Annotated in this window: 21 protein-coding genes; 7 read left to right on the top strand and 14 right to left on the bottom strand. The window is 52.8% G+C overall.

Features of this window, described 5'->3' with window-relative positions:
* The first annotated feature begins 5 nt into the window (after nt 1–5).
* Together GAP13_RS02260 and GAP13_RS02255 are read left to right on the top strand one after the other, a co-directional pair.
* Complete coding sequence (locus GAP13_RS02260) at nt 6–977, top strand: ABC transporter ATP-binding protein (RefSeq protein WP_158905762.1); 972 nt, start codon at nt 6–8, stop codon at nt 975–977.
* Between the two features lie 14 nt (nt 978–991).
* On the top strand, nt 992–2,029 hold the full coding sequence (locus GAP13_RS02255; RefSeq protein ID WP_158905760.1) for an ABC transporter ATP-binding protein: 1,038 nt from the start codon (nt 992–994) through the stop codon (nt 2,027–2,029).
* A gap of 44 nt (nt 2,030–2,073) precedes the next feature.
* On the opposite strand, the gene GAP13_RS02250 is transcribed toward GAP13_RS02255, so the two are convergent.
* The 7 genes from GAP13_RS02250 to GAP13_RS02220 form a co-directional block, all read right to left on the bottom strand.
* Entirely contained in the window at nt 2,074–3,033 is a 960-nt protein-coding gene (locus GAP13_RS02250; RefSeq protein WP_158905758.1) for a SufB/SufD family protein, read from the bottom strand.
* A 132-nt stretch (nt 3,034–3,165) separates the two neighbouring features.
* Complete coding sequence (locus GAP13_RS02245; protein WP_158905756.1) at nt 3,166–3,933, bottom strand: ATP-binding cassette domain-containing protein; 768 nt, start codon at nt 3,931–3,933, stop codon at nt 3,166–3,168.
* A 156-nt stretch (nt 3,934–4,089) separates the two neighbouring features.
* Nucleotides 4,090–4,677, bottom strand: coding sequence for a permease (locus GAP13_RS02240; protein WP_158905754.1), 588 nt, complete (start codon nt 4,675–4,677; stop codon nt 4,090–4,092).
* On the bottom strand, nt 4,674–5,153 hold the full coding sequence (locus GAP13_RS02235; RefSeq protein ID WP_158905752.1) for a permease: 480 nt from the start codon (nt 5,151–5,153) through the stop codon (nt 4,674–4,676). Before GAP13_RS02235 ends, GAP13_RS02240 begins: the two co-directional genes overlap by 4 nt.
* Before the next feature lie 141 nt (nt 5,154–5,294).
* Entirely contained in the window at nt 5,295–5,615 is a 321-nt protein-coding gene (locus GAP13_RS02230; protein ID WP_158905750.1) for a NifB/NifX family molybdenum-iron cluster-binding protein, read from the bottom strand.
* Nucleotides 5,616–5,626: 11 nt separating this feature from the next.
* On the bottom strand, nt 5,627–5,989 hold the full coding sequence (locus GAP13_RS02225; RefSeq protein WP_158905748.1) for a heterodisulfide reductase subunit A-like protein: 363 nt from the start codon (nt 5,987–5,989) through the stop codon (nt 5,627–5,629).
* A gap of 87 nt (nt 5,990–6,076) precedes the next feature.
* Nucleotides 6,077–6,268: an ATP-binding protein gene (locus GAP13_RS02220; protein ID WP_158905746.1), complete on the bottom strand. Its 192-nt coding sequence runs from the start codon at nt 6,266–6,268 to the stop codon at nt 6,077–6,079.
* A gap of 153 nt (nt 6,269–6,421) precedes the next feature.
* Between GAP13_RS02220 and ltaE the strand changes: the two genes are divergently transcribed.
* Nucleotides 6,422–7,450, top strand: a complete 1,029-nt coding sequence (gene ltaE, locus GAP13_RS02215) for a low-specificity L-threonine aldolase (protein WP_158905744.1) — start codon at nt 6,422–6,424, stop codon at nt 7,448–7,450.
* 97 nt (nt 7,451–7,547) lie between these two features.
* Here the strand turns inward: ltaE and GAP13_RS02210 are convergent, their stop codons facing one another.
* From GAP13_RS02210 to GAP13_RS02180, 7 genes are all read right to left on the bottom strand, one after another.
* Nucleotides 7,548–8,057, bottom strand: coding sequence for a flavin reductase family protein (locus GAP13_RS02210; protein WP_158905742.1), 510 nt, complete (start codon nt 8,055–8,057; stop codon nt 7,548–7,550).
* Nucleotides 8,058–8,066: 9 nt separating this feature from the next.
* Nucleotides 8,067–8,399, bottom strand: coding sequence for a DUF190 domain-containing protein (locus GAP13_RS02205; RefSeq protein ID WP_158905740.1), 333 nt, complete (start codon nt 8,397–8,399; stop codon nt 8,067–8,069).
* Nucleotides 8,400–8,413: 14 nt separating this feature from the next.
* The gene (gene crcB, locus GAP13_RS02200; RefSeq protein WP_222126123.1) at nt 8,414–8,827 is read right to left on the bottom strand and encodes a fluoride efflux transporter CrcB; all 414 of its coding nucleotides are present in this window, start codon (nt 8,825–8,827) and stop codon (nt 8,414–8,416) included.
* Between the two features lie 15 nt (nt 8,828–8,842).
* On the bottom strand, nt 8,843–10,669 hold the full coding sequence (locus tag GAP13_RS02195; protein WP_158905736.1) for an ABC transporter ATP-binding protein: 1,827 nt from the start codon (nt 10,667–10,669) through the stop codon (nt 8,843–8,845).
* Nucleotides 10,659–12,407: an ABC transporter ATP-binding protein gene (locus GAP13_RS02190; protein ID WP_158905734.1), complete on the bottom strand. Its 1,749-nt coding sequence runs from the start codon at nt 12,405–12,407 to the stop codon at nt 10,659–10,661. Before GAP13_RS02190 ends, GAP13_RS02195 begins: the two co-directional genes overlap by 11 nt.
* Before the next feature lie 100 nt (nt 12,408–12,507).
* On the bottom strand, nt 12,508–12,957 hold the full coding sequence (locus GAP13_RS02185) for a MarR family winged helix-turn-helix transcriptional regulator (protein ID WP_158905732.1): 450 nt from the start codon (nt 12,955–12,957) through the stop codon (nt 12,508–12,510).
* 180 nt (nt 12,958–13,137) lie between these two features.
* The gene (locus tag GAP13_RS02180; RefSeq protein WP_158905730.1) at nt 13,138–14,001 is read right to left on the bottom strand and encodes an AraC family transcriptional regulator; all 864 of its coding nucleotides are present in this window, start codon (nt 13,999–14,001) and stop codon (nt 13,138–13,140) included.
* A gap of 123 nt (nt 14,002–14,124) precedes the next feature.
* On the opposite strand from GAP13_RS02180, the gene xylB reads away from it, so the two are divergent.
* The 4 genes from xylB (at nt 14,125) to GAP13_RS02160 (ending at nt 19,393) form a co-directional block, all read left to right on the top strand.
* Nucleotides 14,125–15,612, top strand: coding sequence for a xylulokinase (gene xylB, locus GAP13_RS02175; RefSeq protein WP_158905728.1), 1,488 nt, complete (start codon nt 14,125–14,127; stop codon nt 15,610–15,612).
* Nucleotides 15,613–15,627: 15 nt separating this feature from the next.
* The gene (gene xylA, locus GAP13_RS02170; protein ID WP_158905726.1) at nt 15,628–16,974 is read left to right on the top strand and encodes a xylose isomerase; all 1,347 of its coding nucleotides are present in this window, start codon (nt 15,628–15,630) and stop codon (nt 16,972–16,974) included.
* Nucleotides 16,975–17,267: 293 nt separating this feature from the next.
* Nucleotides 17,268–18,419: a Gfo/Idh/MocA family protein gene (locus GAP13_RS02165; RefSeq protein WP_158905724.1), complete on the top strand. Its 1,152-nt coding sequence runs from the start codon at nt 17,268–17,270 to the stop codon at nt 18,417–18,419.
* Between the two features lie 50 nt (nt 18,420–18,469).
* Nucleotides 18,470–19,393, top strand: a complete 924-nt coding sequence (locus GAP13_RS02160) for a sugar phosphate isomerase/epimerase family protein (RefSeq protein ID WP_186338811.1) — start codon at nt 18,470–18,472, stop codon at nt 19,391–19,393.
* Nucleotides 19,394–19,407: the final 14 nt, after the last annotated feature.

Below are 19,407 nucleotides of genomic sequence, written 5' to 3'. Positions count from 1 at the left end.
TACCTATGAACAGCTTACTGAAAGTCGAAAATCTCGAGATGTATTATTTTACTTCCAAGGGAGCCGTGCGTGCCATCGACAATATCAGTTTCGAACTAATGCCCGGCGAAACCATAGGCCTTGTCGGTGAATCCGGATGCGGCAAGACGAGCCTAGGGACTTCCATTCTGAGAATGCCGACGCCGCCCGGACGCTATGTCGGCGGCAAAATCTTTGTCGACGGACTAGATGTCATCCCTCTGCCTGAAAAAGAAGTGCGCAAGAATATCCGCTGGCAGAAGATTTCGATGGTGTTTCAAGGCGCAATGAACTGCCTGACACCGGTATATACGATCGGCCATCAGATGATGGAAACGCTGAACGAACATGCTGACATGTCGCGCGCCGATGCAGACAGCCTTATCAAAGAGTACCTGGGCTATGTGGGTTTGCCCCCTGAAATAATGGGGCGCTACCCGCATGAACTCTCTGGAGGGATGAAGCAGCGCGCCGTTATCGCAACGGCGCTTTTCCTGAAGCCCGAAATCGTCATTCTCGACGAGCCGACGACAGCCCTCGATGTCATTGTTCAGGCGCAGATCATCAACCTGCTCAAAAAGCTCAAAAAGCAGTTCAACCTCTCCTTCATGTTCATTACCCATGACTTGGCGCTCGAAGCGGAGGTGTCGGACCGCATCTGCGTTATGTACGCCGGCAAGATTGTCGAGTTTGGAACGAACGAGCAAATTTACGGCAGACAGGGACCGGCGCATCCCTACACAGAGCGCCTCCTGGCCGCAACACCGAGGCTTTTCAAGAAAGTAGAGAAGCTGCATTTTATCCCCGGCACGCCGCCCGACCTTATCGCGCCGCCAAAAGGCTGCCGTTTCAGCCCACGCTGCAACAAAGCCTTTGGCCGTTGTTTCGAGGAAGAGCCGCCGCTTATCGAAATCGAGCCAGGGCACATGGCAGCATGCTGGCTTCATCACCGCGGCTGAGCAGGAGAAAATATATGGCAGATATTATATTGAGCATCAAAAACCTGAAGAAATATTTCGAGCCGCACCAGAGCTTCGCGCAATCGATTATCGGCGGGGGGCAGAAAAAGCTCATCAAGGCAGTCGATGACATTTCGTTCGATATCCGGCGAGGAGAAATATTCGGCCTTATTGGCGAATCAGGCTCCGGAAAAACCACGACCGGAAAGCTCGTGATGAAGCTCATCGAGCCTACAAGTGGACAGATGATTTTCAATGGCGAGGATGTCACACGCCTCGACAAGGAAAAGCTCAAGGAATACCGGCGCAAAGTCCAGATGATCTTCCAGGACCCCTATGCTTCGATGAATCCGCGCTTCAAAATCAAAGATGTCCTCGAAGAGCCGCTCATAATTCACAAAGTAAAGGCGACCATAGAAGAGCGCACAAAGATGATTGTCAAAGCGCTCGAAGAGGTCAAACTGACGCCGGCTGAAGAATACATGGGCCGCTGGCCGCACATGCTGTCGGGTGGACAGCGCCAGCGCGTCGCGACCGCCCGCACCCTCATTCTAAACCCCCTTATGCTGGTGGCGGACGAGCCTGTGTCGATGATCGACCTGTCAACGCGCGCCGAAATTCTCTACATGATGAAAGAAGTGCAGAAGGAGCTGGGGCTGACATATCTGTATATTACGCACGATTTGTCTACAGCGCGCTATTTCACCGACCGCATTGCTGTCATGTACCTTGGGCGCATTGTCGAGATCGGCAGGGCGGACGACATCATCGACAACCCCTTGCACCCCTACACGCAGGCGCTTATCGAAGCAGTTCCCGAGCCGGAATCAGGCAAAGTCAATATCATAAAAGAGCTGCCCATTTACGGCGAAATTCCGAGCCCCGCGAATATCCCGCGCGGCTGCCGCTTCCACACTCGCTGCCCCTACGCGACCGACGCCTGCAAAACCGAGCCTGAGCCCGAGCTCATGCTCGACGGCGAAGAACACTACCATGCCTGCAGGCGAGCGTACGAAATTAAGGCCGAGCGGAGCGCAAAAGCGGCTGGGTAAGGTAAAAAAGTTAAAAACGGGGTCAGACCCCAAAAGTTAAAAAGTTAAGAAAAGGGGTCAGACCCTAATAGCCCCTGAATGATTAGATCCGTCGCCTGGTCTTCATTGAGCCCGCGGCTTAAGAGTGTCTCGAGCTGTTTCGAGTCGACCGAGCCGATGGCTGCCTCGTGCGTGACGTGCGCGAGGTGGTTGTTCACTTGGACAATGGGGATGGCGCGGGCAGTCGCCTCGTCCTGCACGATTTCCTTGCAGTCGACGTGACCGCGGGCATAGGGCGCATCGGCGACAATCTCGTTTTCGATGTTGGCAGACGCTGTGTTCTTGAGGGCGATGTGGCTGGTCAGCACGCCGGTAGCGCCTTCGCCGGAAAGGTGGGCGGCTTCTTTGATGTGGATGCGGTCGGAGGAGCGGCCGAAGATGCGGGTCTTCATGTCGACCGTGGCATTTTTTTCGACTTCGGCCTCGTAATCGAGCTCGATAACGCCCGCGGCGCCCTTAATGAGCTCGAATTCGGTGGAGAAGCGGGAGTCTTCGCGCGCGATGACCTTGGTGAGGGGTACGATGGTCACGCCGCCTTTCGGCCCGTGGACATGACGCTCGAAATACGAGAGCGACGCGCCTTTTTCGACTGTGATGACGGCATTCATGAGATGCTGGATATTGACCGCGTTGGGAAAAGTACAATTCGCAATAAACTTGGCGTGCGCGCCTTCTTCAATCACTGTGTCGATGATGATGCGCTGGATACCATTGTCCGGAATGAGCCCGAAGCAGAAGTTGACCGGATTTTTCAGGGTGACGCCTTTCCGGACCCGGATATGCACCTTGACACCATCCTCGATGGTTTCGGACTCCACGAGGAGGCCTTCGACAAGGTTTTTGTTGAGTACTTGATTCCCATGGATCTCGACATGCGCGACATCGGGCGCAAATGAATGCTGATTGATTGAAGCGAGAAGCTCGGCGAGGAGTTTTTCCTTGTCGGCAGTTGCTTGTTCACTCATGATGGTATCCTTTCTTCGGGAGATTTCTGGCTGGTCTGGGAACGATACCGGCTCGGGCCATTACTGGACAACATCGAGAGAAGATGTCCGGCGGGTCTGGGGACGGGGCCAGACTTTGTCATCGCATTCATCTCAGCTCACCGCAACAGCAGGCGCCGACGAGCCCGATAGCAGCGTATTGGGAGATGGCTGGCCAACATGAACGCAGGGCACGCATTTCCCGTTGAAGTAATCGAACATGCGCGACATCTCGCCTTTATCGACAAGCGTACCCGCGCATATCAAGAAGGCGTGATCGGCATGCTTGAGCACTTCAGGGCTGTGCGTGATGAGAATAACCGTCGAGCCCATGTGGCGCATTTCTTTTATAACCGCGAAAATGTACTTTATCGAATCGATATCGACGCCTGAGTCCGGTTCATCCATCAGCACGAGCCGTGGTTTCATCGCATAGATCGATGCGAGCTCGATGCGCTTGCGCTCGCCGCCGGACAAAGTCTTGTCGACAGCCCGCTTTACGTATTTTTCGGGCGAAAGGCCAGCTTTCTGCAGCGCCTCCTCGACAACTGTGCGCGATTTTTCCTTTGCGCCTGCCAGAATGAACTGGCTGACTCCGAGCCCCTCGAAGCGGGCCGGCTCCTGGAAAAGCAGGGTAATACCTTTGCGAGCTCGCTCATCCACTGAAAGCGCTTTGATGGATTCGCCCTCGAAGAGGATATCGCCCTCGAAATCGCGATAGCCGGAAAGCCCCATAATCGTGTTGGCCAATGTGGACTTGCCCGCACCGTTTGGGCCGATAATCGCATGCACATGCCCATCCCAGATGTCCATTGAAAGATTGTTGAGAATAGGCCGGCCTTCCTTGAAAAGGCTGAGGTTTTGAATTTCAAGAAGGTTCATTGTTTCGCCACCTTGCATCTGAGTCGGCATCGAGCCGAATCAGACTGAAGTAAAATCATATCATTGTGATAGGAATTTTCGATACAAAAATACAGCCTTCTGCCGAAAAAATCAACCGCGCAGCGAGAAGACTGTTGGCATTTTTGTACGAATTTTCTACCTCTCAGGGATCTCGAGTCCCGCATCGCGGAGCGGTTTGTCGATAATCCACTCGGCAAGAAGGCCTCCTAGAATTGCGAGGACCGGAATCGACACAAGCCTGAGCGCTGCGAATGGCAGGCCGAGAAACTTGATCTCGAGCGGTAGAAGCGGCGCTTTTGCCGACCATGCAAAGAGAAACGCGACTACAGACGAGGTCCGCGCGCCCTTTTCCCTCAGGGTTTTCAATAGCGGGAAAATCACGAACAGAGAGCCGCCGAGAATCATCGGGAGCGTCGCGGAAAGGAGAAGACCTTTCCAGCCCGCTTCTTTGCCGAGCACTTTGGACACCTGTTCAGGCGTGAGCCATACCTGGATGAGCCCGATCAGCACGAACACCGCAGCGATAATCGCCAGAACTCCCGAAAACGTCTTGTACACAATACCAGCGACATGGACGCCTCCCTGCGGCGTTATGATCGTTGTGCCGAGCCATACAACAACAGCAAGCGCAACATATATAATGGCCGACTTCACGAGCTCGGCGCTGCCCTTGTGATTTTTCTTATGCTGTTCACTTGCCGCATTTTCATGTGTCATTTTCATAGCGCCACCATAAATACAAGGCCAAGCCCGAATATCAGAAGGAGAGCGACCACGTTTCTGGTGATGGTGAAACGCGCGCCGAACTGCTGAATTTCAAGCGGAAGGGTGACAATGCCGATCAATATTGCCGACATGACAAAGCCTACTACTGCACCATAGCTCGCGCCGCTCTGATGCAAAAACCCGGCAAAGGGAAATACCGCGGCCGGTTCGATCAGGGCGAATACGCCCAAAAGCTCGCCAAGCACAATTCCGAGCACACCATGCCCCGACCCGAGCAGAGAAGTAAAGACTTCTCTCGGCACGAATACCTCGAGAATGCCCATAAGGACAAACACGAACAAAAGGACGGGCAAGACCATAAGTGCTACTCTGCCCGCGACCATCAGGGCTTTCGTGGTTTTTTCTCTATTCTTTATGAATGAGAAAACGAGAAGTCCTGCAGCCACCAGAATGTAAATTGTGCTGATACTCATCACACACCTCGCAGGGATACTTTGCCCCTCGAAACAGAAGATAATGAATGGTTGCAAAACATTGCATTATCATAATATTAAAAAAATTGAATAAAGGCAAAGTGAAATGGGCGGGCGCAACGCGCTGCATATTCCGGTTTGCTATGCCCGCGTCAGGCTGCCCGCCCGGGCAGCCTCAGCGAGCTCCATGACAGAGCCTTTTGCTGCGATAAACATCGATATCTCTTTTTCTTGTAAATTTGCTTTTGCATCCTCATCAAAGGCACCAGCGACAATCGCCCCGATGTCCTGAAACTTTGAAAGAATGAATTGTGCGAGCTTTGCGCTGTTTTCTGCGCCGGCCGAGCTGGCAAACGGATTCGCAGCCGCCTCGAAACCGCCCGAATCCTTTACCAAAACAATTTGCCGCGCATGGGCGAAATCATCATCCACCCATGCGCCGAGTCCGGCACCTTTTGCCATGACGACAATATTCATTTTTTGTCGGCACCGAGCATGTTCTTGATTGAACCGACTGCCTGTTCAGTGGTCATATTGCGGATATCGACACCATGAATGTGCTCTTTGCTGAAGCCAGCCGATTCGAGGGCATCGCGGAACATCTTGACCTGCATGGTGGGGTCGCAGGCAGCAACGTAGAGCTCGTCCGTGCTCTCGCCCTTGAGAAGCGTCGAGAGAAATTTGTCGCCATCTGTGGAGCAGAGCTGGGGATGAATGCCGACATAGTCGACGAGCTTTTCGCGTCGGATCGCATTGCCGACATCGAAAATATTCATTTGCTGGAACGAAGGGCAGTTGCCCTGGCAGACGCACATCAGAAGGCCTTTGTTTGCCATGATTTTTCTCCATTATTGCATGAATTCTGGCTGGCGGCCGCGGACAACGCCGCGCTTGTGCCGTTCAGCGCATTCAGGATGGTACGCTCAATTGTCTCCATAATAACTGATTGCCTCGGACGGGCAGATTTTTGAACATCCGCGGCAGAATTCGACACATGCATGCGGCGCAACAACCTTTGGCCCTGGCCCGTACACGCCATGCGCACAGAAATCAACGCATGAATTGCAGCTTGCACACTTCGCCTCATCGATTACTGGATACCAGTTGGCAGCCATTCGTAAACTCCTTTGCTTTGTTAGGGTGATTCAATAACCAGATATTGAATATTTGCATAATATTGCAACATTGAAAAAACGTCAAGTGCTTCTGGGCAAAAGGGGCGCTCTATGCGATGATGACAACATAAAGCAAATAGAGGAGACCGAATTATGAACTATATCGATCTGCGCAGCGATACCGTTACCTGGCCGACCGAGGCGATGCGCAAGGCTATGGCCCAAGCGCTGGTTGGCGACGATGTCTATGGCGACGATCCTACTGTCAATGAGCTTGAGCGGCTTGCCGCCGAAATGACTGGCAAAGAAGCAGCGCTTTTTGTACCTTCAGGCACATTCGGCAACCAGCTTTCGCTCTTTACATGGTGTCCGCGGGGCAGCGAGGTCATTTTGGGCGAGCAATGCCATATTATCCAGCACGAAGCAGGCGCGGCATCGGTTATTGCGGGGGTGCAGACCCGCCCGATTTTTGCGCCCGATGGCATACTTCCGCTCGAGACAATCGAAGAGCGCATACGGGGCAATGATATCCATTATCCGCCGACATCGCTTATATGCATCGAAAATGCGCACTCGTTGGGGCGAGTCATTCCGCTTTCCTATATGAAAGAAGTGGCGCAGTTGGCGCATGCACATGGTCTGCCAGTGCACCTTGATGGCGCGCGCCTATTCAACGCGGCTGTGTCGATGGGCGTGAGCGCTATCGAGATTTCGAGCATGGTCGATTCGGTGATGTTCTGTCTCTCCAAAGGCTTGTGCGCGCCGGTTGGTTCTATGCTCGCTGGCTCGCGCGAATTTATCGAAAAAGCGAGGCGCAGGCGAAAAATAATGGGCGGCGGCATGCGCCAGGTCGGTGTGCTTGCAGCTGCCGGCCTCATTGCCCTCAAGGATATGACGCGACGCCTTGCAGAAGATCACGAAAATGCGCATTACCTTGCCAGCCAGCTAGCATGGATTCCTGGCATCGAGGTGGAGAAAGAAGCGCTCGATATCAATATGGTATTTTTCAAGCTTCCGGCCGGCATCGATGGCTCGGCGCTCGTTCGATATTTCAAGGAGCGCGGAGTGCTGATCAACCCGCCGGAGCAGGGCTGGTGCCGCTTTGTGACGCATTATTGGATTCATAAGGAAGACATCGACAAAGTGATCGGGCTCATGAATGATTGTATCGGCACGCTTTGAGTTTTGCACTTTGAGCTTTGCGCGGCGGCCAGGCGAGCGGCAGGTTTTGAGCGGCATCTCAGCGGCAGCCGGCAGGTTTTGCGCGGCGCGCCGCCGTTCAGATTCTGCTCACATGCACAATCTCGCCGAAATACATGCGGTGGTAGTCTTTTTTCGGATAATTCCCTTCGATAGAGGGGTCGAGAAAATGCGCGTGCTCGAGGTCCTGCCAGTACATTTTTCTGCATTCGATGACGAGGCTCGCTTCCTTGAAGCAGGGTGCGGCGACAACACGTGACACCATGGGGGTCAGACCCGCCTCGGCTATTTTATTTCCATTGCGTCCCGATTTTGAACCGATGATCGAGAGCGCCGGCTTGTACTTTGGTTCGAAGGCATTCAGCGTGAAGGTACCGTATTTTTCCATAAACTCGAATGTATAGCGCGTGGGGCGAACAAACACCTGGAAAAACATCTTGTTCCATATCTGGCCATAGCTTCCCCAGGAAATCGTCATTGTATTGAAGGCGCCGGCTTCGAAATCGCCGGCGCACAGCACAAGCCAGTGCTCCCGAAGTTGTGCCGGATCATAATGGAATTGATCTATCGGGATATCTCTGCGTTCCATGATTCCTCCTCAGCGCGCCTGATATCGATATACATGAATTGATTCCTTTGTGACCAGCCCTTCGAGCAGCACCTCATCGAGGAAGGGCAACAGCTTTTCGATATTTTCCTCTTTGTCGACGATTTCGATGACAACCGGCAAATCTGTCGAAAGCGAAAGCACATTTGCCGAGTGCATGTGGCTATGGGCCCCGAACCCCATCTCACCACGGATCACCGTTGCGCCGGACAATTTGAGCGCACGAGCTTTGAGCACAATCTGTTCATACACAGGTTTGCCTTTATAAGTGTCGCTCTCGCCAATATAGATTCTCAAGAGCATGTCGTCTTCTTCGAAATGCATACTGCCTCCCTTCATCAGCGATGCAAGATCCCTTCACTTCGGATGACTGAATACAACGCCGACGATATTACCATTCCAATGACAATAGCAACGAACGTCAGCACATTATTCAAAAGAAAATTCCAGAATGCCGGCAGGTATTCTTTTCTCTGCAGAAGCGCGACTGTCTCGAGCGCGTAGGTCGAAAATGTCGTGTAGGCCCCGATGAAACCAACAGTTATGAGCGCTCGGTACCCTGCCGGGAGCAGCGAAGCATTCAGCAAATTGAAGAAAAATCCCATAAGCAGCGAACCTGTTACATTGACAAAGAGGGTGCCGGATGGAATTGCAGTAAAAAAGCGCATTGAAATGCCTCTGGAAAACACAAAACGGGACAGCGCTCCCAGTCCGCCGCCAAAGAACACCAACAACAAATCTTTCATCGCCATGCCCCGAATACTATGCTAGATTTCATTTCCTTTGAACTGGCTCATATACAAGTGATGATAGAAACCGCGCCGTTCGAGAAGCTCCTCATGATTGCCCTGTTCGACAATTTCGCCATTGTTGATGACGACGATGCTATCGGCATCGCGGATGGTGCTGAGACGATGAGCGATGACGATGCTCGTGCGCCCCTCCATGAGCCTGAGGAGTGCTTTCTGAATGCGCAGTTCGGTGCGTGTATCGACACTGCTCGTCGCCTCGTCGAGGATGAGAATGCTCGGGTTCGCCAGAATGGCACGCGCGATGGAGAGCAGTTGTCGCTGGCCCTGGCTTAGGTTGCCGGCGCGCTCGGACAAATTGGTGTGGTAGCCACGAGGAAGCTGTCGGATAAAGTGATCTGCTTCGGCCATGCGGGCTGCTTCGAAGCATTCTTCGTCGGTTGCGTCGAGCCTACCAAAGCGGATATTCTCCAGAATCGTATCCGCAAAAAGAAAAGTGTCTTGCAGAACGAGAGCGAGGTTCCTGCGCAAATCGGCTTTCCGGATTGCGCGGATATCGATGCCATCGATACGAATCTGCCCCTCCTGAATATCGTAGAAACGCGTCAGGAGGTTGGTAATCGTGGTTTTGCCCGCGCCGGTCGGCCCTACGAGCGCAATTGTCTGGCCGGCTGGAATTTCCAGGCTGAAATTTCGGATGATGACGCGCTCAGGATTGTAGCCGAACACGACATTCCGAAGGCTTACCTCGCCCTTGAACCTGCCTGCAGGGACCGCGTCGGGCAGGTCTGGAGTCTCCGGTTTTGTGTCGATGATTTCGAACACGCGTTCTGCCCCCGCGAGCGCAGCCTGAATCGAGTTGTAGAGGTTCGAAAGCTGGCGCAAGGGCGACGTGAAATTCTGGGCATAGTTGATGAATGTTGCGATCATGCCGATACTTACGAGCTCTTTGAGCGCGAGCCATCCTCCGAGGCTAGCAAGTACAATGACAAAAAAACTTCCCAGCACGCCGGTCAGTGGCATGAGAAGCATAGCATAGGAATTGGCATAGACTGCCGATTTGAACACCGCGTTGTTTTTCTGGCGGAATGTTTCGATAGCAGATTCATTGCGGCGGAAGGCTTTGATCACTTTAAAGCCGGAGACGGTTTCTTCGGCGACTGCATTGAGCTCGCCGAGGTCTTTCTGAAGCTCGCGGAATCCCTTTCGCGTATATTTTGCGATAAAATTGCTGAACCAGTACATAATGGGAATCACGACAAGGCTCGCCAGCGCAAGCCAATGATTCAGGATAAACATGCTCGCGAGAATACCGATCATGGTCAGGATGCTTGCGATGAGTGAAATGATGTTCTGCGAAACGGTCTGATTGATAGCATCGATATCGTTGGTGAGCCTGCTCATGAGCCCGCCTGCGGGGTGGGTATCGAAAAATCGCATGGAGAGGGTCTGGATGTGCGCAAAAAGATCGCCGCGAAGGTTTTTGAGTGCATTCTGCGAAATGCGCGCCATAATCAGGTTGGCGATAATATTGAAGAAGTTGCTCAGAAAATATGCGGCCAACATGAGAAGCGCCGTAACCAGCAAGCCATGCAGATCCTTGCCGCCGATGCTCTTGTCGATAGCCCTGCCCATGAGGTATGGCCCCGCAAGCCCCAAAAGAGAGTAGAGCACGATAAAGCCGACGACAAGAATGAGCAGAGACTTGAATGGCCCAAGGTATTTCAGGAGCCGAACCATCGCTTTTCTGGGGTCTGCGGCTTTTTCGAATTTGGCAGGCCGCCCAGCTCGCCTCTGGAAGCTCGCGCGAACATCCTGTACGGAAGGTGTTGTCTCATAAGCCATGGCGCACCCCCGCTCCGAGTTGGGAATCGTAGATTTCTTTATAGATGGGGCTCGATTTCAAAAGCACCTTGTGCGTGCCTTCGGCCACAATCCGGCCCTGGTCGAGCACAATGATCTTGTCCGCGTTCAGCACTGTGCTGATGCGTTGGGCGACCATGATCACCGTCGTGCCAAGAGCGGCCTTTGCGATCGCGTTCTGGATCTGCGTCTCCGTCTCGACATCGACGGAACTTGTGGCATCATCGAGAATGAGAATCGAAGGTTTGCAGACAAGGGCGCGTGCGATGGCGATGCGTTGTTTCTGGCCGCCCGAGAGATTTACGCCGCGTTCTTCGATATGGGTATCATAGCCTTTGGGCATGCGCATGATAAAATCGTGCGCTTGGGCAGCTTTTGCGGCTGCGATTATTTCATCTTCTGTGGCATTCGGCCTTCCATAGCGAATGTTGTCCCGGACAGTTCCTGTGAACAGCACAGTATCCTGGGGCACTACCGCAATATGCTCAAGCAGCGAATCCGATCGCAAGCGCCGGACATCCAGCTCATCAATACGAACCCTCCCCGAAGAAGCGTCGTAAAAACGCGGAATCAGATTGACGAGGCTCGATTTGCCCGAGCCGGTTGCGCCAAGGATTGCGGTCGTCTTTCCTGGCTCCGCGCGCGTACAGATTTCTTCCAGAACAGCAAGATCTGTGGCCCCGTTGTAGTGGAAAGAAACGCCTTCGAATTCGATCTCGCCACGGCTTGGCTCTGGAAGTGATACTGCATCGGGCGCTTCAGAAACCTCGAGCTCGGCGTCGAGCACCTCATTGATGCGCTTCGCGGAAGCCAGACCATTTGCCCAGTTGTTGGACAGTTGCGTCATCATGGTGAGCGGCTGCAGCGTTGCCATGAGATAGTTCGTAAATGCGACAATCTGCCCGAGAGAAAGATTGCCGTGAATAGCCTGCCCGCCGCCGAGCCATACCACGAGCACAATGCCGGTATTGATCAGCATGGTCAGAATCGGGCTCATCGACGACATGAGTTGCATGACTCGAATATTTTCGTCCGCGAGATTCTTGTTCGCCTTTTCGAATCGACTTGATTCATACGGGCCGCGGACGAATGCCTTTACCAGGTGCGCACCAGCAATATTTTCCTGCAGGACAGTATTGAGCCGGTCCAGGCGCTGCTGGACAGTTCTGAAAATTGGCTCCAGTCGGACACTGAAATAAACAATGACAATCCCGCCCGCGACCAGGATCGGCATCATCGCGAGGGCGAGCGTTTTGCTCGTCACGAACATGAGGACGATACTGCCAATCATGGAGAGCGGCGCTCTTGTTCCGATGCGCAGTGACATCTGAAAAAGCCGCTGCACGGCGGCGGTATCGCTTGTAAGCCGGACCATGAGCTTTGCGGTCGAAAACTTGTCGATGTTCCCGTAGGAAAAGTGCTGGATTTTGACAAACATCGCTTCGCGCAGATCCCGCGCAATACTCTCTCCAACGCGTATCGATGAAATACTGTTGAGCACCGCCACGAGGGCTGAAAGGAGAGACAAGCCAAGCATGACGGCCGATGTGGTAAGGACAACTTGCAAATCTTTTTGCCGTATGCCTTTGTCGATTATGCGCCCCACGAGCCTTGGAACAGCGAGGTCGAATCCGACCATTGCCACCAGCATGACGAGCGAAAATAGCGCGAGTTTCCAATACGGTTTTGCATAATGCAGAAGTTTTTTGAATTCTTTCATGTTGATTCTCCGCCGGCCGAACCTGGCCTTGCCCAAACTGCCTTTTTCGCGCACAGGCGCCCTTGCTCAAACCGCCGTCTGCTCAAACTGCTCCCTGCCCTTAGGCCGAAATGAAAACCGCTTTCAAAATTTCCATGGACTGCACGACAATCGCCCTTTGCTCTCTGCTGAGCCTGGCTATCTTCTGTTTTATAAGAGCGCGATTTTCCATATAGTTTTCGTCGAGAACCCGCCGAGCGTACGGCGTGAGCTCCAGCCGGAATTGCCGCCGGTCTCCGCTTTCCTGCGCACGCGTGACGAGCCCTTTTGTCACGAGCACATCGACAGCCTGGCTCACCGCCGAACAGCTCACCTGGCGTTTTTCTGCAATATCGCCTGTGTAGCAGCACCCTTTGTAAATGTGGCGGAGAGTATGGAATTGCTCGAGCGTGATACCGAATTTGCTCGTGCCTGCTGCCCTGAAATTCGACCTGATGCGGTCCCAAACCGAAGGCAGCACCTCGAGCAGGCTGTCCACGGCGAATTCGAGCGTAGTTTCCGGTTCATTCATACAAGGCCTTCTATATGTTGTTGCGATGGGGGCTGCGCAATAGTTAAGTACCTTAAATATTTTGTTGAGTCGCCGCGAATGTGTCAATTATATGGTTCGCAAAATGCTAAAAATCTGAATCGGATAGTGAATTCCAATATGAAGAGCCCTTGCAGGCAAACACCCTTGCGCAGCGGAATATTATGTTTTTTCGGCCACCGCAGCTGACGGCGGCTTTCCTGCTTCAAAAAACATCTTCCGGTATTCGCGCGGCGAGAGCCCCGTGCATTTTTTGAAGACTTTGGTGAAATGGAATGGGTTTTCGAATCCAAATCGATAGGCAACATCACTTATCGTGAGCTGATTGTCCACGAGCACCGCGGAAGCTGCTTCGATTTTGAGCCTTGTGAAGTATTGGAACGGCGACATTCCCAAGTGGTGCCTGAAAAGCCGGATAAAGTATTCTTCCGACAGACCGAGCTTTGCTGCAAGATCATCCGAGCTGAGTTTTTCCCTTACAAGTTTGCTCATGAGCGAAAGCGCGCGCTCTACATGCTCGTTTTTCGCTCTCGACGAGCCCAAGGCTGGAGACGGGCTGTCAAAATGGTCAAACCACCGATACAGGATACTCAAAAGCGCATGCTCCGCCGCTTTCCGGGACTGGTTGGAAGGGGATTTCGAAAGCCGGTACAGGTCATCGAGAAGGAAGCGGTCCTTTGTATCTGCGGGAAGCGCCCTTGTGCGAGCGCGCCAGATATGTCCCATGAGCGCGATAATGTCCTCATCAACAGGATTCCCTGCCTCAGGTTCAAAAAGAATAGCATAATAACTGATAGGTTTTTCAACCGCTTCCGGAAGAATCGAATGGAATTCGCGAGGCCTGACAAAATAGATCTGGCCGCCATCTATGATGTATTTTGCTTTATTTATAAGAAGAGCTCCTTGCCCCTCCATGAAATAGTGAAATTCATACTCTCCGCGGGCGTGGGCATGGTACCGTCCGTGCCATGCAAGCCGTTCCCCGCTTATCAGACGATACACATAGACCGCATCCTTTATTTTCATAAAATCAGAATGTCAATAATAGATAGGTATTGTCAATATCTCGCATTGCGTTTTGAGAAAAATGCTCTTACGCTATAGCCAGCTTACAGAGAAAACCATTCGCCTGAGGCGCAGGGGGCGGCTATGTATAGTGTGTGTGGAATTGATCTTGGCACACAGAGCTGCAAAATCATTCTCTACGACCCTGGAGCAAAGCGAATTCTTGCCAAGGCACAGGCGCCCCTCGATATCATTGCTGAAAATAATGGTACTCGCGAACAAAAGGCCGAGTGGTACGAGGCCGCGCTTGCAGACTGCTTTGCGGCGATCGATCCGGGTCTTCGCGCGACAATCGCCGCTATCGGCGTGTCTGGGCAGCAGCATGGCTTTGTGCCGCTCGATGCCGAGGGGAAAGCGATACGGCCTGTCAAGCTGTGGAACGACACATCAACTGCCGTGGAGTGCGCAGAGCTCACCAGCAGCGCAGGCGGTCAGGCGGCACTCCTCGCTGAAACAGGACTTCTCATGCTCCCGGGCTATACCGCGCCCAAAATCCTCTGGCTCAAAAAGCACGAGCCTCAGGCGTATGCGCGACTGCGCCATGTCCTTCTGCCGCACGATTATGTCAATTTCCTGCTGACTAGCAATTATGTGACCGAATACGGCGATGCTTCCGGGACAGCGCTCTTCGATGTGCGCGTCCGAAGGTGGTCGCGGCGGATCAGCGATCTCATCGACCCACAGCTCATCGACTTTCTTCCCTCTTTAATAGGGCCGGACAAACCTGCAGGCCGAGTGAGCGCCAAAGCAGCGCAACGCTTCGGTATTCCTGAAGGCGCGCTTGTTGCGGCAGGCGGTGGTGACAACATGATGAGCGCTATTGGCACCGGCACGGTTCGCGATGGATTTCTCACAATGAGTTTGGGTACCTCGGGTACGCTATACGGGTATTCGGATCGCCCCGTCGTCGATCCAGAGGGGAACTTGGCCGCATTCTGCTCATCGACAGGCGGATGGCTTCCCCTCTTGTGCACCATGAACTGTACCGTGGCGAGCGAACAGGTCCGTGCGCTTTTAGGGATGAGCATCGAAGAGCTCAATGCAAGGGCAGAAGCCGCCCCCATCGGCGCCGAAGGGCTCGTGGTGCTGCCGTTTTTCAATGGTGAGCGCATTCCAAACCTGCCGAATGGACGAGCGAGCATCAATGGCGCGACAGCAGCCAATTTCAGCAAAGAAAATCTTGCGCGCGCAGCAATGGAAGCGGCGATTTTCGGTATGCGCATCGGGCTTGAGTCCTTCAGAAAACTTGGGTTTGCAGCGCAGGAAATCAGGCTTGCGGGGGGCGGAGCGAAGAGCAGGCTCTGGCGACAGATCGCAGCAAATGTGACGGGATTGCCCGTGCGTGTGCCTGAGGAAGAAGAAGCTGCTGCATTCGGCGCAGCGATTCAGGCGCTCTGGTGTTTTGAGCAAGCCAGCGGGAAGAAAAAAGGCATCGAGGAGCTTGTCGATGAACACGTCGCTCTTCGAGATGGTTCGACCGTCGAGCCCGAACCCGAATCCGTCGCGCGCTATGAAGAAGCGTACGCGAATTATTCGAAGTATCTGGCGGCCTTGAGCCTCTTGTATCGATAAAAAAGGAAGGGACATATGGCAGAGTATTTTGTGGGACACAAAGAGTATTTCCCCGGCATAGGGAAAATTCGCTGCGAAGGCCCGAAAAGCGACAACCCCCTCGCGTTCAAATTCTACAACCCCGACCGGAAGGTTGGCCAGAAGACCATGCGCGAGCATCTGCGCTTTGCGGTTGCCTACTGGCACAGCTTCGGGGCAGATGGCACCGATCCCTTTGGCGCTGCGACCCACATTCACCCCTGGACCAGCGACGCCCGCAACCCCATGGAAGCGTATGAGCACAAACTCGATGCCGCCTTCGAGTTCTTCACCAAACTCGGCGTCGATTTCTATTGCTTCCACGACCGCGATCTTGCGCCCGAGGGTCAGACCCCCATTGAAAGCGAAAGAAACCTTGCGCACATGGTGAGCCTCGCCCACGAGCGGCAAAAGGCAACCGGCGTGCGCCTCTTATGGGGCACCGCCAATCTCTTCTCCCATCCGCGCTACATGAATGGCGCCGCGACAAACCCCGAATTCGGCGTGGTTGCCCATGCCGCCGCCCAAGTCAAGGCTGCTATCGACGCGACCATCGAGCTCGGCGGGCAGGGCTACGTGTTCTGGGGCGGCCGCGAAGGCTACATGAGCCTCCTAAACACCAATCTCAAGCGCGAAAAAGACCACCTCGCGCGCTTTTTGACCATGGCTCGCGACTATGGCCGCGCCCATGGCTTCAAAGGCACCTTCTACATCGAGCCCAAACCCATGGAGCCCATGAAACACCAATACGATTTCGATGTCGAAACCGTTGCAGGCTTTTTGCGCGCCTACGGGCTCGACAAAGATTTCCGCGTCAACATCGAAGCAAACCACGCCGAGCTTGCCGGCCACGATTTCCAGCACGAACTCGAAACAGCCGCAGCGCTGGGCATTTTCGGCTCGGTCGACGCAAACCGCGGCGATCCCCGCAATGGCTGGGACACCGACCAGTTCCCCATCAATGTCTACGACACGACCCTGGCCATGCTCGCGATCCTGCGCGCAGGCGGCTTCACCACGGGCGGCCTCAACTTCGACGCCAAGATACGCCGCAACTCCGTCGACCCTGCGGACCTCTTCGAAGCCCACATCGGCGGCATGGACGCCTTTGCGGCAGGACTCCTCGCTGCCCAGCGCATCATCGAGGATGGCAAATTCGACGCGTTCGTCAGCCAGCGCTACTCGAGCTTCGACACCGGCGACGGCAAGCGCTTTGAAGATGGCCGCATGAAATTTGAGGAATTAGCTGCCCTGGCGCCGGCCGGCCCTGATGTCGGGCGCACCTCCGGCAAGCAGGAGCGCCTCGAAAACCTCATCATGCAGTATGTGCTGGGGGTAGAGTGAGGGAAATGAGCATAGCGCCTGGCTGCCCTACCACAAACATGGGCATGTTTTACAAAAGATTTTAGGTGCACACTAGTATATCATATAATATTATATAATTAAAAGAGTTGCGACAAGCTATATATGTTCCGAGGAGAATTAGAAGAATTACAAGGAAGGCTGAAATATCTGAAAATTTTTCTTGACAAATCTTAATACCTGACCTACAATCATATATAATATATTATTCAACTATGATTGACATGCGATGTTCCATGAATAGCGCATAGTCGATCTTTTGTTAGGAGGCTTACATGAAAGAGTTGAACGTTGGCATTATCGGATTGGGATTTATCGGGCCAGTTCACTTGCAAGCGCTTCGGAAAATTCCCCATTTGAATGTCGTTGCTATTGCGGATAAAGCAGGCAGTTCCATAAAGGAAAAAGTGGAAGCCCTGGGCGTTGAAAAATGGTACGAGAATTATGAAGATTTGCTTGCAAGAAAAGATGTGGATGCAGTGCATATCTGCTCGCCCAACCATCTTCATGCTGAAATGGCAAAAAAAGCGCTTCTTGCAGGAAAGCATGTTGTTTGCGAGAAGCCGCTTGCTGTTTCCTCGGCCCAAGCAAAGGAGCTTGTCGAGCTAGCGACCCAAAAAAACCTAGTCAATGCAGTGCATTTCAATATCCGTTACTATCCGCTGATCCGCCATCTGCGGACCATGGTGCAGAAAGGCGATATCGGTCGCATTTTCTCGATTCAAGGCTCATATCTGCAAGACTGGCTTTTTTACGAAACAGATTACAATTGGCGGCTTGAATCAAAACTCTCGGGCGAATCAAGAGCCGTCGCGGATATCGGTTCGCACTGGATGGACCTTATCGAATATGTGAGCGGCCTCAAAATCAAGCAAGTGTTTGCAGATTTTGCCACGATCCATCCGATACGGAAAAAACCGCTCAAACCAGTCGAAACCTTTGCCGGGAAAATGCTGAAGCCCGAGGATTATTCTGATGTTCCAATCGATACCGAGGATTATGCGACCATTCTATTCCGTTTTGAGAATGGAGAGAGGGGCGTATTGACTGTCAGCCAAGTATCCGCAGGAAGAAAGAACAGGCTCTACTTTGAGCTCGATGGTTCTAGGCAATCCGCAGTGTGGGACTCGGAAGTGCCGAACCAGATGTGGTTTGGCCATCGCGATGGCCCGAATGAAATTATCATGAAGGATCCCTCGCTGGTTTATCCGGAATCACGAAAGCTCATCACTCTCCCGGGCGGGCATCAGGAAGGCTTCAATGACACACCATTCCAGCTCTTCAGCGAATTCTATGAAGATGTACGCAATGGAAAGCCGAGCGAAAAGCCTTCATATCCCACATTCAAGGACGGCCTCAGGGAGCTTGTGCTCTGCGAGCACATTCTAAAGAGCAACCGCAGCGGAAGTTGGGTCACGGTTGAATAAGGGCGCGCAACTGAGTCTGGTACGGACGCAGAGTATTCTGGAGGTATAGAATGATTTCTTTAGGCTTTGTAAGTGCGATTCTTGGAGACAAGACATTTGAGGAAGTCGTCGATTTTGCCAGTGCAAACAAATTTGCATGTGTGGAGATGATGTGCTGGCCCGTCGGAAAGGCAGAAAGACGCTACGCTGGCGTCACGCACATCGATGTCGACAGGCTCGACGATGCAAAAGTAGCGTATATCAAGAATTATCTCTCGCAGAAGAAAGTCTTTATTTCGGGATTGGGATATTATCCCAATCCGCTCGATGAAGATGAAACAAAGCGCGGCGTTTATATCGAGCACATCAAGAAAGTTATCCACGGAGCAGCCCGCCTTGGTGTTCCTGTGGTCAATACATTCATTGGCAGAATCCCTTTGAAGGATCCAGAATATAATTTCAGTCTATTCAAGGAAATTTGGCCGGATATCGTCAAGTATGCCGAAACGCAGGGAGTTAAGATCGGCATTGAAAACTGCCCAATGTACTTCTCAAAGGATGAATGGCCGTCAGGCAAAAACCTGGCATACTCGCCAGCTCATTTCCGGAAGATATTCGAAATCATTCCATCGAAAAATTTCGGTCTCAATTATGATCCTTCGCATTTTGTCTGGCAGCAGATGGATTACCTGAAGCCGATTAAAGAGTTCAAAAACAGGCTTTTCCATATACACATCAAAGATGTAAAGGTTGACAAAGACAGGCTCGATGATGTCGGCATCCTTGCGACACCGCTCGAATATCACAGCCCGCGTCTGCCAGGCCTTGGCGATGTCGACTGGAGCAAGTTTTTTTCGGTTCTGGTTGAATCTGGCTATCGCGGTCCAGCATGCATCGAAGTCGAAGACAGAAATTACGAAAAATTCCCTGAAGATGTGCGCACTGCCTTGCTGCAAAGCCGCAACTATGTAAGTCAATTTCTTGTTTTGGAATAAGATAGGTGGTTTAG

This window comes from Rectinema subterraneum, from assembly GCA_009768935.1.
GTDB lineage: Bacteria > Spirochaetota > Spirochaetia > Treponematales > Rectinemataceae > Rectinema > Rectinema subterraneum.
Note: the sequence above shows the minus strand (reverse complement) of the source record. Positions and strands in the feature narration are given on the sequence as shown.